We start from the raw sequence: 14,573 nt of genomic DNA, 5'->3' as shown, positions 1-14,573 counted from the left end.
CCCAAGAAAAATCGTATGCATCTCGTCACCTACCAATTATGTCTGGAAGATTAGGAATATTCCATCGATGGCTAAGGGAAATGAGACCAGATCTAAGTTCGCCGACATTATTGCTACTATCGATCAGCTGACTTAGCTCATGATGAAATGCTCCTGAACCATGGCCTCCATGTCTGCCCGGCAAGCCTGTTTGGGGGTTAATCCAAGTAAGGTTTTGCGTACTGGTTCTGAATGACCAGATATCACGCGCAGAAAAGCCCCAATTGTGGAACTTGTCTGCCCGTGACACCATAGCCCACTCATGGAATCCACCCGGTTCGCGAAGCATACGTTGCATCTTGGTTCTTGTCGCAGGATTCGACCAATACGCGGCGAAGTCGTCAGCACTGAGGCTGTCAAACCAATCAGAAAAGCCACCACGACCGGGCGTCGGGCCAACGCCAGGAATATCATCAACACTGACTACCCTCCCCGGCGAAACCGCCGTCCCACCCGCCGCATCCGCGGCCCGGTCGATCGTGCGCAGCGTGTCGGCGTCGGCATTCTTGCGGACCCAGCGGATCAGGTCGGCGCCGGCCTTGGAGCCGGGCACGATGGAGCCGATGCTCAGCTCAATGCCGGCATCAAGCGCTGCCTGCTTGGCCATTTCCTCGGCCTGGCTGCAGGCGGCTGTGTCGCCGCCGTTGCAGGCATAGACCGCCATGGAGATGTCCACGGCGTCCTTCGCCAGAAGCACCTTGTCCGTGACTTCTAGCGCGAGCACGATCACCGCGATCACGGGGATCCAGAAGGCGTTGTTCTCAGCCGCGTTGCCGCCAGCGTCGGCGCCCGTATCCACGTCTCCGCCGGCAAGCGCTGCGGCAAGGCCGCCCGCCAGCCGGGCAACGTTCACACCGCTCTCCCGCCATTCCAGCACCATGTGCTCGGCCTCGGCCTCGCTCAGCGTGCCCCTGGCAAAGGCCTCGCGCAGGTCGTCCTCGATCATGGCCGAGATGGCATCTGCCGTCAGTTCACCGGCAAAAGCGCCTGCCGCCCCGCCCTTGCAGTCGCCTGTGGCGACGGATCCGGTCAGGCACCCCACGGCCGCATGGGCGATAAGCTGCGGTAGCCGCTGCATGCCGCCTTCATGCACGGCAGCGCCAATCTCCTCGGCAAGGGTTTCGCCCAGAACAAGGGCCGCCTGCTGCCGCAGGGCCGAAATCAGGGCATCGCCCAGCGGCTGGCCATTGATCGTAGCTTCCACCCCGGCCGTCACCGAGGCGCGGATCAGGCCGCGCTGCAGGTCCTGCACGATACGGTCCGCCAGCGGCGCCTGCGGATCAAGGTTTGCCCCAATCCCCGACACATCCATCAGATGCGCGGTGAGGCCTGCGGTGACCATGGAGGTGACGAGGCTGCGCAGGGTGGCCGAGGAGCCGAGTTCTTCGAGCGCGCCGCCGAGGTTGCCGCGGTTGTTGACGAGGGCGACGGCGGTCTTGTTGATGAGGGCCTGGACACCCGCCTGAAGCGCGGCTTCCAGCGCCACGTTGCCCGCAACGCCGAGGCTGGTGGCCAATGAGGAGGAGAGCGAGGCGGTGAGGCCGCCGCTGCCTGCGGTGAGCGCGGTGGCAACCAGCGTCACCAGCGCCGCGCCTGCCTCCGTCAGCCCCTGTTCCTTGTAGTCCCACTGTTCGAAGCGGGTCTCGACCGCCTGCCAGTCCACCTTGCCGGCCAGCGCCGGATCGTTGCGAAGCTCACCCACCCAGGAAAGCCCGGGCTGCGCGGCCAGCTGCTCGATGGAGGCTTCAAAGCTGCCGGTCTTGTGGTATTCGACGATGATGCCGTTGCCCGCGTCGATCTTCACGCCGCCGCCGGCCTCGATCTCCACATGGGCGATGGTCTCGCTCAGCTGGCCCTGATCGCGCGAGTTCCACCACAGCAGGTCTTCTTCACGCTTGCTGTCGTGCCGATAGCTCTGGTCCGTCGTGGTCAGCAGCGCCACCTGGCCGTTCTCGGCCTCGATGCGGGTTTCCCCGCCGCTCTGCAGCCGGGCCGCTCCCAGCGCGATGTTGCCATCACGGCTGATGATGGCAATGTCTTCGCCAGCCAGAAGGGTGGTACGCCGGGTTTCTGTGCCGGAGGCCTGACGGCGGATGTTGGTTTCCGTGCCCAGAAGGCCGCTGGTCTTGATGTCCAGCTTCAGGTCGCGGGAGAACTGGTCCTGTACGGAGATGATGGCGAGATTGCCGCCCGCATCCAGCGTCACCGTGCGGCGGGCTTCCAGCTCTGCGCCTGCAAGGGTCAGGTTGCCGCCTGCATCCACCAGTATGGAGCCGCCTGCGCTCAGCTCTGCCAGCGTGTGGGTCAGGCTGCTGGCCCGGTCATAGCCGCCCTTGATGGTGTCGTCGCGGCTGCGCTCCAGCTGCAGGGCGGAGATTTCCACCGCATCACCGGCGGTGAGGACGAGATCCTCCCCGCCGGCAAAACGCCCGCCTTCGGACAGGATGGAGCCCGAGGCGTTGATCAGCAGATCGTTGCGCGCCTCGATGCGGCCCACCTGCTGAATGCGGTCGGCATAGCCGTTGAAATAGGTGTCGCGCTGCTTCAGCGTGTCATTGGCCACTATGTCCGCGTTGATGACCACGGTGCCGCCGGAAACGGTGCCCGAGCGGTTGGCGAAAAGGCTGCCGGCATCGATGATGATATCGGCCCCGGCAAAGAGGCTGCCGCCTTCGTTGACGGTGCTGAAGTCCGTATCGATGCGCAGATCGCCCGCCGTGGCGATGAGGCCCGAGTTGGCAACGCCGCCCGCGGCCAGCGTGGTGTCGCCGCCTGCACGGATCTGGGCCGAGGCCACCTGCGTGCTGCTGCGCACGGCGGCCAGATACAGCCGGGGCACGAGCACTTCCTGCCCGTTGACGCGGCGCTTCTCCAGCCAGACGATGTCTTGCGTCAGCGCAGCCGCCTGCTCCTTCGTCAGCGCCACGCCCGGCGTCAGCTGCAGATCCCCCTGCACAGCAAGGGCATTGTCATAGAGCTGGCGCATCAGCGCCATCGGGTCGAGCCCAAGCCCCAGATCCAGCGTACCGGTCTGGTTGAAGATCTGCTCGCGGATCAGGCGGAACTCGGCATAAGCATCGCCAAAACGCCTTTCGATGGCAGCAGGGTCATAATCGGGGGTACGGGAGAGGAAATAGTCCGAGCTGAGATATTTGCTGAGATCGACAAACTCGGAGCGCGTTTCGATCAGGAACGGTGCGTCCGGGCTCTGCGCAGTCTCAAAGGTCGCCTCGCGGCCGATCAGGCCGTCGATGCTGATGTCGAGCGAACCGGTCTCGGCAAAGTCGCGCGCAGCGGTGCTTGCCTCAACAAGCGCCGGGTCCAGCGCCCGGTCGCCCGAGGCAAGGCCGATCTGGCCCGCAGCTTCACGCACAGCGCTGTTTGTCAGGAAGCCGGTGACATCCGCGTTCAGATCCCCGCCTGCTACGATGGTGCCGAAGACCTGATCATAGGTGGAGGATGCGGTGTCCGTATCGGTGGTGGTCCAGTAGCGCGTCTTGCGGCTGATGCAGATGCCCAGAATGCGGCGGGCGCAATAGCGCTGGGAATGCTGGGTGACATTTTCCGTCACCACGGTCTCGATGAGGTCGCGCCCCTCGTTCACCACGGTTGTGGCCGCCAGCGTCATATCCCCGCCCGAGGCGATCTGACTGTAGCTGTTGGTCAGCGTGTCAGCACTCACGGTCAGCGTGCCGCCGGTGAGAATCTGGCCGGCCGGACCATTGGCGGTGGCCTTCTCGCGGGACGTCTCCACAGTGGTGGTAGTATTGCCGGAAGTGCTGGTTGTGCGGGTGGTTTCTGTGGTCACCACCAGCCCGTCCCGGCGGTTGGTGATGGTGCCTGCCGCCAGTGCCATATTACCGGAGACAGCTTCAATGGTGGCAGAGCGGTTGTCGATGGCCGCCGCACGCGTGGCGCTGCGCCCCGCAATGGTCAGGTTGCGCTCGGCCAGAATGTCGGCGTTGACATTGGTCAGCGTGCCGTCGAGCAGGATGGCGAGATCCGTGCCGCCGTAGAGCAGGCCTGTGTTGTCGAGATTGCCCGACAGCGCGAGGTTCAACGCACCGCCGGAGGAGCCAAGCGCCCCTTCGTTGACAAGCGATGCGGCCTTGAGGCTGACGCCCGCGCCGCCGTTGACCGAGGCGCTGGAGGCAACACGGACGGCGCCAGCCAGCTCACCGCTGATGCCCTCAAGCGTGAGAAGCCCAGCAGATACCAGACGACCGCCGAAAAGCGTTGCGCCATCGGTGGCGAGCGTCACCGGCCCCTGCGCCAGGGTTTCGCCGCGAAGCTCCAGCGCGCCAGCACTTGTCAGATTGAGTGCACCGGCATAGGCAACAAGGCTGCCACGGCTGAGGAAGCTGCCTGCATCCACCGTCACCGTGCCGCCGTTGATGGTGCCGGTGGAGGTGAGCGTGCTGCCGGAAGCACTCAGCGCCAGCGCGCCGGTTGCAGCCATTGTGCCGCTGTTTGACAGGGCCCCGCCTGCGGTGACGAGGGCATCCGACCGGCTGGAGAGGGTGCCGGTATTTTCCAGTGCACCAAGGCTCGTCACCTCAAGGCCATTTCCAGCCGCCGTGGACTGCCCGCCGATGATACCGTCATTGCGGATGCTGGCAGCGGAAATGGTCACTTTCCCATCGGCTGCGATAACCGCGCCGCTGCCGGTGGTCAGTGCCCCGGCAGAGAGGAGACTCAGGGTGGAGGCAGAGACCGTGCGGCCATTGACGGCCATGTCTGCTGCGGAGGTGAGGCTGACACCGCCATTGGCTGAGATTTCACCATTCTGTTTCAGTGCGCCGCTGGTGCTGGCCAGCGTGGCACTGCCGAGGGCAGCAAGGCTGGCCGTGGAGGTCAGGCTTGCCGCCTGCGCCAGCAGATCGCCGCCGGAGGCATAGCGGCCCTTTTCCAGCGCCAGCGCCGCATCGGAGCGCAGGGTGATATCCCCGGCGGCGGTCACATTGGCGTTGAGTGCAGCGATCCGCTCTGCCGAAAGGATCATGTCCCCGCGTGAGCGCAGGGCCGTCACCCCATCATCCGAGGCGCGATTGATCAGAAGCTCTTTGGCTGTAACCGACAGGCGGCCTGCCCCGGCCAGCTGACCGGCACGGACATCCACCGTGTCCGCTTCGACACTGAGCGTGCCACTGGTGCCCTGCGTGCCATCGGCAGCGGTGCCGGAGGCGGCAAGCGCGCCCTCGCCGAGCGTGACAGCACTGCCCCTCAGCGACACATCGCCGGTCGCGGCAACAAGCGCGCCATCGCGCAGCGTCACGCCCTTCATCCCTTCAAGGGCGATGGCTTCATCGGAGAAGAGCGTGCTTGTCACCTCCACCACGTCGCGGGTGGAACGGGCGGTGATCGTCTGCGTCGCCCGCGCCTTGCCTAGGGTCAGCTTGCCATCGGCGGACAGCGACATGGCCCCGGCATTCGCCGCCATCTGCCCCGACATGCGCACGCCTGCGCCCCGGTCAGTCGAGATGACCTTGATCTTGCCCGCATACATGCCGCCCAGCAGGGAGGAGTCGATGGCAATGCCCGGTTCTTCGCCATCACTGCCCAGCGGCGTCACCAGCCCGGAGGCATAGTCATAGGCATTCCGGCCTGCGATGAGATTCAGCTCGCCGCCCGACAGCACCGGCCCGTTGACGGAGATGCGGCGCGACACGATGTCAAACACCGAAACGCTGCCGAGATTGGCCCCCTTTTCGCCAATCAGCACATCGCCGCGCTCGACGCGGAAGCCCGTCAGCCGGCCATCGGCGCCAATTTCTGGCAGGCCTGTGGTCAGCGTGGTGCGGGGCGTGTTGAGGAAGCCGCAACCGTTGCAGGTGACGCCATTGGGGTTGGCGATGATCACATCGGCCTGCGCACCATAAACCTCTACCATGCCTTCCAGCAGGGAGCGGTTTGTACCGGTGACCTCGTTGAGGATGACGCTGGCCGGGCCGGAGGTGGCAAGGTTCGGGTTGCCGGGGACCACGCCGCCAAGCTGCGAAAGGCCAACATCCTGATTGTTGTTGTTGAGGATCAGGCCCGGCGTACCGACGTTGAAACTGTCGTATTTGTTATGCGACAGCCCGGCATCGTTGGGCGTGACGATGTTGACCATCGGCACGCCATTAGGGGCAGCGCCTGCCTCCTGTGCCCGCAAGGCAATGGGCTGGATGACGATCAGCGCACTCAGCGTGCTGGCCAGCAGCCTGCGGCCAAGACCCGGCAGGACGGAAACGGTTTTCGAGCCCAGACCTGTTACGGTCCGGCGGAAACGGCTTGAGCGTTCGGCCATATTTGTCATCCGTTCAAATGTTCGGCCATGGCCCTCTCAAGGGTCATGGGAGATCCAGTCGTCAGAAGGAAATCGCCACCCGCCCCAGAAAGAGACCCGAGGAGGGTTTCTGGGCGGCCGGCAAGTCCGGCTCGATCAGCAAGTCACTGTAGGAAATATCGAAACTCACACGGCCGCTGCGGTTGCGCAGGCCAATGGCACCGCCCAGCATGCTGCCGGAAACGCCATTGCCCTTTGCAGCGGCAAGTGTGCGGCCAAAATCAAGTGCCGCATAAGGTTCAACCCGCCCCAGAACCTTGGCGAGCTGCGCATTTCCAGGCGCTGGCAGAAGCAGGGACACTTCATTGCGCCAAGTGTAACCCCGGTCGCCATAAAGCACGCTGTCCCGCACACCGCGCACGGTATAGAAACCGCCGGAAGCGATCTGCTCAGAGCCGAACAGCCGGTCATTCGACCATTGGCCATTGAGGCTCGTGTTGAACAGCAGGTTCGCATCGCCCACAGGAAAGGCCCGGAAATAGCCGAGTGAGGCGGTGAACTTGTTGAACTGGGCAAGGGGACTGCCGGACACCGCCTGCTTGTCCCGGACGGCGCCCAGAGCGTCAAGGCCGCGGTGATAGCCAACCGACGCGCTGGCCTGCCCTCCGAAAAGCTGGCGCGAATGGCCCAGCTCAAACGTTCCGATCGCCAGCACTCGGCTGGACACATCAATGCGGTTACCGAGGATGAAGTTCTCGGTTTCCTTCCAGGTCAGCCGGCTTGTCGCCCAGGTCTTGGATGTCTGATCCCGGTGCAAGACCCGCGAAACATAAGGCGACAGTGAGCGCGATCCGCCCGACGTGTCGATCTGGGAGAACTGCCCCTCGATGTTCGAGCGGTAATTGCTCCAGCTGCCGTTGAGGCCGAAGGTCCAGTAGCCATAGGGCACGGAGACAGCGCCGTTCAGCGTGTTGCTGTCCGGGCGCTTGGGCGAGATGAACAGAGGGTGCCGGTCCATGGACCGCTGGTACCCAAAGCTCCACTGGTCATTGATGCCGAACACATTGTCGAGGCCAAGGTCCACCCGGCTCTGATAGATACCAGTGGCCTTCGAGCCCAGATTGTCCGCGCCATAGCTCAGCGCCCAGAACTTTCCGCGTTCGATGGCGACGGCCAGCACGCTGTCACCGAGCTGCCCGCCGGGCTCCAGCGTGATTGTGGCTGTGCTGGAGTTCACCCGGTTGATCTGGTCCAGCCCCTGCTCCACATCCCGCAGGTTCAGCGGCTTTCCGGCCATGCCTGGAAAGGCGGTGACGAGACGGCCAGTGCCGACCTGCTCGCCCTTGAGCACGACGTCCTCGAGCTGTCCTTCCACAATCTCGACCCGGAGAGCACCGGTCGAGAGGTCCTGCTCCGGCAGATAGGCGCGCGAGGCGATATAGCCGCGCTTGAGATAAAGCTGCGTCAGGTCTTCCAGCACGCCGTTCAGCTCGGCAAGGCCAAGGCAGCGCCCCTGCCATTTGGCCGCCACCGCATTGATGCGACCCTGCGGCACGAGAGTGGCGCCGGTCACGCTGATGGTCTGGACATCCACACAGGTGCCGCCCGGCGGCGGTCCGGCTTCGCGAGGCGTCCCGATGGCAGCACCCGAGGGGCGCGGCGCTGGTTCTCAAGGCTCTCCGCCTCGAACAACCGCTGTTGCTCGGAGAACCGGCGCTGGATCTCCTCCGCCTGACGTGCTGCCTGATCGGCTGCGCTCTGGGCAAGGGCGTACCCTGTGAAGCCAAGGCCTGCGACAGAGGCCAACAGCAAAGGGCGCAGAAGGTTGCGGGCAAGAGCCGTCATCAGCCCCCTCCTGCCGCGCTCTCAGGCGCCTTGCCCGAGGCAAGCGCCTCAAACCCCTTCGTAAAGCCGGCAAGCGAGAAGGACACTTTCACCGCCTGGCCATTCAGCAGGCGGAAATAGGCCGTGCCATCTGCCGCCTTCTGCATCTGGCCGATCATGCGCTTGTCCAGCGGCACCACAGCAAAGCAGCCCAGATGATTGCAGTTGCGGTAACGGAAGAGCGCAGGCTTGCCCTGCCCGGCCTGCAGGCCGAAATCGGACGGCAGGTCCACATCCAGCGGCGTCAGCACCACCAGCGCCCAATCCGCCTTGCTTGATTTGTCCGCTGCCTTTGAGACGGCAAGGGTCAACAGCTCGACCGGCTGCCCCTCATGTTCCACCATCAACGGTTGAACCAGCTCGCAGGCAGAGCCGCTCTCCGCCCTGATGCATTTCAGCAGCCAATCGCCGAACTGCTCGGACACAGGCTGCCCTGCGGCAGCGCGCTCCTGAGCGTAAGAGGCAAAATATCCTCCAGACACTTGAAGAACTAAGACAGCAAAAATAATCGACTGAGCGTATTTAAAGAATCTTGAAAATAAAAAAGTCCGAAAACTGATCGAACTTGCGAAGCTCTGGCGCCGGAAAATACGAGCACCAGAGCTTACAACCTCAACTCCATTCAAAGTATAAATTGCGCCCGCCAAACCGCTGCTCCATACAACCTGCCATATCAGGACTTATACGAAGCACACTTGGGTCTAAATGTGACATTGATCACATTCTTTTCACCATGGATCACATTGATAGAAATGCCTAAAATTCAGCAACATATGGCCCCGGAGCATCACCCACCCGACGCCAGGCAACATGCTGCGCAGTTGAATTAAGGCAGAAATGGGGCAAATCAGCTGCCGCAGGTTGAGCCGCAGCCAGCTCCGCCCAATGGCCGCACCACAACTGTCCGCTCGCAGCCCCCCTCAAGGCGCCCAGCCACCATAAAGCGGATGGTCCGGCCCGAGCGGCAGTTTGACGAGGCCTTCTCCACGCGCAGAAGCGTAGAGCGCCGTCATCAGTTCCACGGAATGACGCGCCTCGGCGAGGCTGGGCAGGTAGAGATCCGGCTGGCCATTGAGCCTTGCGTGAATGTCGACAAGTTGCCCTGCATAACGGAGAGGTGGCTCAGGGGCCGCGGCCACCACCGCGTCAATTTCCCCTTGCCGGTCCGGGTCGGTAGCCTCGAAAGTCCAGGGGCCGGCGCCGATCTGATAGGGCAAGGTCCCCGAGGTGACCGTCACATGCTCGAAACAGGCACGGAAGCGGGACATGTTGCCCGCTGCCCCCACCGTCACCGAGGACGTGGCCAGCGCACCACTTTCAAGCCGCAGGATGATGGCGGCGCAGTCTTCCGTTTCAATCGGGTTCACCCGGGTTTCAAGGAAGGCCGCTGCCTCCTGCACATCACCCATCAGGAAGGTGGCAAGGTTGTGGGCATGGCATGCGTGGCTGACGATGACACCGCCCATTTCGCCTGCCCAGGTGCCACGCCATGCCGGGGCATAATAGGCCGCCCCGCGCTGCCAGTGGGTCTCGATGGACAGCGTATAGGCCTTGCCCAGAAGTCCCGCCTCTTTCAGGGCGTGCACGCCCCGGTACCCGGCGCCATAGCGGTACTGGAACACCGGAAACACCTGACGGCCAGTCTCTTCTGCGGCAGCGATGATTTCATCCACTTCGCGCAGGGAACCGGCCAGCGGCTTTTCGCAGATGACATGCTTGCCCGCAGCCAGAACCTTGAGTGTCACCGCATGATGCAGGCGCGGCGGGAGGCAGATATCGGCAATCTCCACCTCTGGATCAGCCAGCACTTCGTCCATGTCAGTCACCGCCTTGCAGCCCGGCACGGCACTGGCCGCCTCTTCCGCCCGTGCCCTGTCCAGATCGCAAACGTAGACCAGGCGGTAATGATCCGGCAGAGCGGCGATGGCCAGCGCATGCGCCTTGCCGATGCCTGCTCCCAGAACGGCAATACCTACCGGACGGCTCATTCTGCTGCCTCCCCTGCCCTGCCGCTTCCGCCATCTGCTGTGCGGTCAGAGCCAGTTCCGTTGCCAGAAATGCATGCGCCTGCGGCATCGCACTTTCGCCTCGCGCCAGAATGTCTGCGCAAAGAGCCGCGAAATAGGGTTTCCCGGCCCCTTCGGCGTTGAGATATTGCGTGCCGCTGCGGTCTGACAGGAACACGTGATCCTTGCCCGGGCGGCCCGCGATATCGATGTATTTGCGCAGCTCGATGAAGCCTTCGGTGCCCAGAATGGTGATACGTCCATCGCCCCAGACCGGCAGGCCATCCGGCGTCAGCCAGTCCACCCGCGCATAGCCGCGCCCGCCGTTCCCTTCCAGCAGCACTTCGCCGAAGTCCTGAAAGCCGGGCCGCTCGGCATTGGCCACATTGCCCGCATGGGCACTAACCACCCTTGCGCTGGTAGAGCCGGTGAAGAACAGGAACTGGTCGAACTGATGCGCGCAGATGTCCGTAAGGATGCCCCCGAACGCTCCCGGGCCCAGAACCAGTCCGGGCGCGTTGGCGCATTCAGCCGGTGAGGCCCAAGGCCAACGGTCTGCACCACCTTGCCGATCCGCCCTTCGGTGATCAATTGCCCGGCCAGCGTCGCGCTTTCCACCTGCAGCCGCTCGGAAAAGCAGACAGACCAGATACGCCCGGTTTCCGCCTGAACTGCGCGGATCTGCGCCAGCTGCTCCAGCGAGGTGCAGCCCGGCTTGTCCACCATCACATCCTTGCCGTGGCGCATGGCAGCGATGGCGATCCGCGCCCGGTCCGCATTCACCGCCGCGCTTAGGATGATATCGAGGCTGCCATCCTCCAGAACGGCAGCCTCCTCGCGCTGCGGCACGTCAGGAAACAGGCTGCGGAAGGCGGCGCGCTCTGCGTCGCCTGTTTCCACTCCCGTGCTCCAGGCAACGATCTGCGCGCCAGCAGCGCGCATGGATGCGGCCATGCCGAGAATATGGCCATGGTCAACGCCAATGACGCCAACCCGGATCACCCGTTCCATGACGGCCTCCCTGTTTCTCTTCCGGACTTAAAGCTTGATGCCACGGGCCCGCAGCATGGTGGGAATGTTCACGGCAGAGCCGGTCTCGATGGACATGTTGGCGGCAATGCCGGTCAGGATCGACCAGCCGCCCGCCACATGATCCGAAGCACGTCCAAAGCGGTCGGGCTCCATGCCTTCGGGGTCGAAGATGTAGCCCAGCATCACTGGATCAGCACCGCCATGGTGGCCTTCGCCGTGCGGCACGTCGAGCATGCGCGGATGCTCACCAGCCAGATGCAGCTCGGTCGTCACCGCATCCCCGCCCGCATGGGCACGCTCGCCGCCAAACACGCCATGCACCTCCACGTGCCGGTGGGTGATGTCCCCCTTCGTGCCCTGGAACTTGATCTCCAGCCCCTCCCATGGGGAATAAGCGGTCAGGGTGTAGTTGGCCGTCACGCCCGAGGCATAGCGGATGTGGGCCTGCATCGTGTCCTCGATGCCGATATCGGCGTCAAAGACGCAGCGGTCGCGGAAGTAGCCGTCCTCGTCCTCCGCCTCGCGGTAGAGGCTGCGCAGGTTTTCGTCCCCGTCCATGTCCAGCTCAAAATCGCAAGAGGAGGCAACGGCGCAGTCCGCGCAGCGGGCACCGCGCCCGCCAAGGCCCAGTTCCTGCGCCATTTCTGGCCGGTAGAAAGCCCTGCGGCCGGAGGCAAACACATCCACCGGAACAGAGCCGAGCCACCAGTTCAGCAGATCAAAATGATGGGTGGACTTGTGCACCAGCAGCCCGCCGGAGTTTTCCTTCTGGCGGTGCCAGCGGCGGAAATAGTCAGCCCCGTGCACCCGGTCGAGATGCCAGCGGAAATCGACAGCCGTCACCGTGCCGATGGCGCCCGACATGATCAGCTCCTTGATCTGCGTGCGGGCCGGCGAATAGCGGTAGTTGAAGGTGACCATCACCTTGCGGCCTGTACGGGCCTGCGCGTCGAGGATCATCTTCAGCCGCGTCAGATCAATGGTCAGCGGCTTCTCGCAGATCACGTCGCAGCCAGCCTCAAAAGCGCGGACGATGTAGTCGCTGTGCAGGAAGTCCGGCGTTGCCACCACCACCGTGTCCGGCTTCTGCTCGGAGATCAGCCGGTCGAAATCACCCGCCAGATAGGTCGCAACTCCGTTGGTGCCAGGCTGCGAGGCCGCTTCCGCCGCCAGCCGCAGCCGGTGGCCGTTGCTGTCGCACAGGGCGACGATCTCATGCTTGTCCGAATAATCCTCGACAACGGAATCGCGGAACATCTTGTGCCGCGAACCGCATCCAACGATGGCTATCTTCACTTGCTCTGGCTCTCGTTACACCAAGGCTCTGAATTGCTGACGCATCACGCCTTGAAATTGCTCATGCGCCGCACGGGCTTGACCGACACTCAATGAGGCGAGCTCATTGAGTGTTGGAATTTGCAGCCCCGGTGCGCTGGCCCGAGGCATCGAAATAATGAAGGTCTGACGGATCGAAGCCGACCGGCACCGTGTCCCCGGCGCGGAAGAGGCGGCGGCTGGAGTCGCTGACCAGCAGCACCTGGCCATCCGCCAGCGCCACATGCAGTAGCGTCTCGCTGCCGAGATACTCGACAAGGCGAAGAGTGCCCTGTCCCTGCACTTCCCCTTCGCCGATGCGCATGGCCTCCGGGCGGATGCCGAGCGTCAGCTTTGCGTCTCTGGTCGCCAGCTGCGGAATGGTGAAGCGGCCAAAGCCCTCGATATCTGCCGAAGACGCACCATCAACGGCAGCATGGCTCGCCGTCATCAGGTTGATCTTGGGCGACCCGATGAAGCCGGCGACGAAGAGGTTGCGGGGCTTCGTGTAAAGCTCCTGCGGTGTGCCCACCTGCTCGATCTTGCCCCCGCGCAGCACGACGATCCGGCTGGCCATGGTCATGGCTTCCACCTGGTCGTGGGTCACGTAAATCATCGTGGTGCCGAGGCGGTTGTAAAGTGCGGCGAGTTCGGCGCGCATCTGCACGCGCAGTTCCGCATCAAGGTTGGACAGCGGCTCATCGAAGAGGAACAGCTTCGGTTCGCGCACAATGGCACGGCCGATGGCCACGCGCTGCTTCTGCCCACCAGAAAGCTGGCGCGGCTTGCGCTCCATCAGCGCCTCGATCTGAAGAATGCGGGCAGCTTCCGCAACGCGCCGCTCCACCTCTGCTTTTGGCACCTTGAAGTTCTGCAAGCCGAAGGCAAGGTTCTTGGCCACGCTCATATGCGGATAGAGAGCGTAGCTCTGGAACACCATCGAAAGCTCGCGCTTTGAGGCGGGCAGATCGTTGACGATGGTGCTGCCGATGGAAATCGTGCCCTCGGAAATATCCTCCAGTCCTGCAATCATGCGCAGCAATGTGGACTTGCCGCAGCCCGAGGGACCGACGAGCACAAGGAACTCACCGTCCACAACGTCGAGGTTCAAGTCCTTGATGATGCTGAGTTTGCCGTAGGTCTTGCCGACGTTGCGAAGTGTCAATCCAGCCATAGTTCTTTTTCCTTGGGTCTCTGATTTCACTTCATTCCGGAGGTCGCGATGCCGCGCACGATCAGCTTCTGGAAAGCCACGAAGAAGATCAGGACCGGTACGAGCGAGAGCACCGACATGGCAAACATCTGTCCGTAGAGGGACTGCCCCTCCTGATCGAGGAACAGACGAAGCGCCAGCGGCACCGTGTAGCTCTTGATGTCGTTGAGGTAGATGAGCGGGGCGAGGAAATCCTCCCACACCCAGATCAGCGAAAAGATCGCAGCCGTCGCCATGGCTGGCAGCGACAGGGGCAGGATGATGGCCCAATAGATCTTGAAGGGCGAGCAGCCGTCGATCATCGCCGCCTCGTCCAGCTCCCGCGGAAGCTGGCGGAAGAACTGCACCATCAGGAAGATGAAGAAGCCATCCGCCGCCAGGAAGCGCGGCACCACCAGCGGCAGGTAGGTGTCTACCCAGCCGAGCTCAAGGAACAGCACATACTGCGGGATCAGTACGACGTGATAGGGGATCATCAGCGTCATCATCATCAGTGCAAAGAAGAAGCTGCGCCCCGTGAATTGCAGCCGCGCAAAGGCATAGGCTGCAAAGGAGCAGGAGATGAGATTGCCGATAACCGACAGCACCGTGACAATGGTGGAGTTGATGTAGAAGGTGGTGAAGGAGAGCGGCAGCGCGAACCAGCCCTTGGTGTAGTTGTCGAACTGGAAGCTCGACGGCCACAGTGACAGGCTGCCGAAAATCTCGTTCTCCGGTTTCAGCGAGGATGCCGTCAGCCACAGCAGCGGATAGAGCATCACCACCGAAAACAGCATCAGGAACAGGTGTTTCAGGCGGCGGCCATTGCGCTCCCGTC

At 63.2% G+C, this 14,573-nt stretch carries 8 protein-coding genes and 1 pseudogene; all 9 read right to left on the bottom strand.

The window, feature by feature from the left end; translation table 11 throughout:
- Positions 1–25: 25 nt before the first annotated feature.
- Positions 26–6,328 carry a DUF637 domain-containing protein gene (locus ACQB61_RS03100; protein ID WP_430511446.1) on the bottom strand — a complete coding sequence of 2,101 codons (6,303 nt, stop codon included), beginning with the start codon at positions 6,326–6,328 and terminating at the stop codon, positions 26–28.
- A gap of 61 nt (positions 6,329–6,389) precedes the next feature.
- A complete protein-coding gene (locus ACQB61_RS03095) occupies positions 6,390–7,901 on the bottom strand; it encodes a ShlB/FhaC/HecB family hemolysin secretion/activation protein (RefSeq protein ID WP_430511445.1) in 1,512 nt (503 codons plus the stop codon).
- Positions 7,877–8,152: a hypothetical protein gene (locus tag ACQB61_RS03090; RefSeq protein WP_430511444.1), complete on the bottom strand. Its 276-nt coding sequence runs from the start codon at positions 8,150–8,152 to the stop codon at positions 7,877–7,879. The genes ACQB61_RS03095 and ACQB61_RS03090 overlap by 25 nt, the downstream gene beginning before the upstream one ends.
- On the bottom strand, positions 8,152–8,838 hold the full coding sequence (locus ACQB61_RS03085) for an invasion associated locus B family protein (RefSeq protein ID WP_430511443.1): 687 nt from the start codon (positions 8,836–8,838) through the stop codon (positions 8,152–8,154). Before ACQB61_RS03085 ends, ACQB61_RS03090 begins: the two co-directional genes overlap by 1 nt.
- 273 nt (positions 8,839–9,111) lie before the next feature.
- On the bottom strand, positions 9,112–10,179 hold the full coding sequence (locus tag ACQB61_RS03080) for a Gfo/Idh/MocA family protein (protein ID WP_430511442.1): 1,068 nt from the start codon (positions 10,177–10,179) through the stop codon (positions 9,112–9,114).
- A 10-nt stretch (positions 10,180–10,189) separates the two neighbouring features.
- Positions 10,190–11,208, bottom strand: a pseudogene (locus tag ACQB61_RS03075) (Gfo/Idh/MocA family protein); the annotation flags it as partial.
- A 27-nt stretch (positions 11,209–11,235) separates the two neighbouring features.
- Positions 11,236–12,525 carry a Gfo/Idh/MocA family protein gene (locus tag ACQB61_RS03070; RefSeq protein ID WP_430511441.1) on the bottom strand — a complete coding sequence of 430 codons (1,290 nt, stop codon included), beginning with the start codon at positions 12,523–12,525 and terminating at the stop codon, positions 11,236–11,238.
- A 103-nt stretch (positions 12,526–12,628) separates the two neighbouring features.
- Positions 12,629–13,717, bottom strand: coding sequence for an ABC transporter ATP-binding protein (locus ACQB61_RS03065; RefSeq protein WP_430511440.1), 1,089 nt, complete (start codon positions 13,715–13,717; stop codon positions 12,629–12,631).
- Positions 13,718–13,743: 26 nt separating this feature from the next.
- Positions 13,744–14,532 carry a carbohydrate ABC transporter permease gene (locus ACQB61_RS03060; protein ID WP_430514272.1) on the bottom strand — a complete coding sequence of 263 codons (789 nt, stop codon included), beginning with the start codon at positions 14,530–14,532 and terminating at the stop codon, positions 13,744–13,746.
- Between the last annotated feature and the right edge of the window lie 41 nt (positions 14,533–14,573).

Source organism: Pannonibacter phragmitetus (genome assembly GCF_050510895.1).
In the GTDB taxonomy this organism is placed as follows: Bacteria; Pseudomonadota; Alphaproteobacteria; order Rhizobiales; family Stappiaceae; genus Pannonibacter; species Pannonibacter phragmitetus_B.
This window is presented reverse-complemented; position numbering and strand designations above follow the sequence as displayed.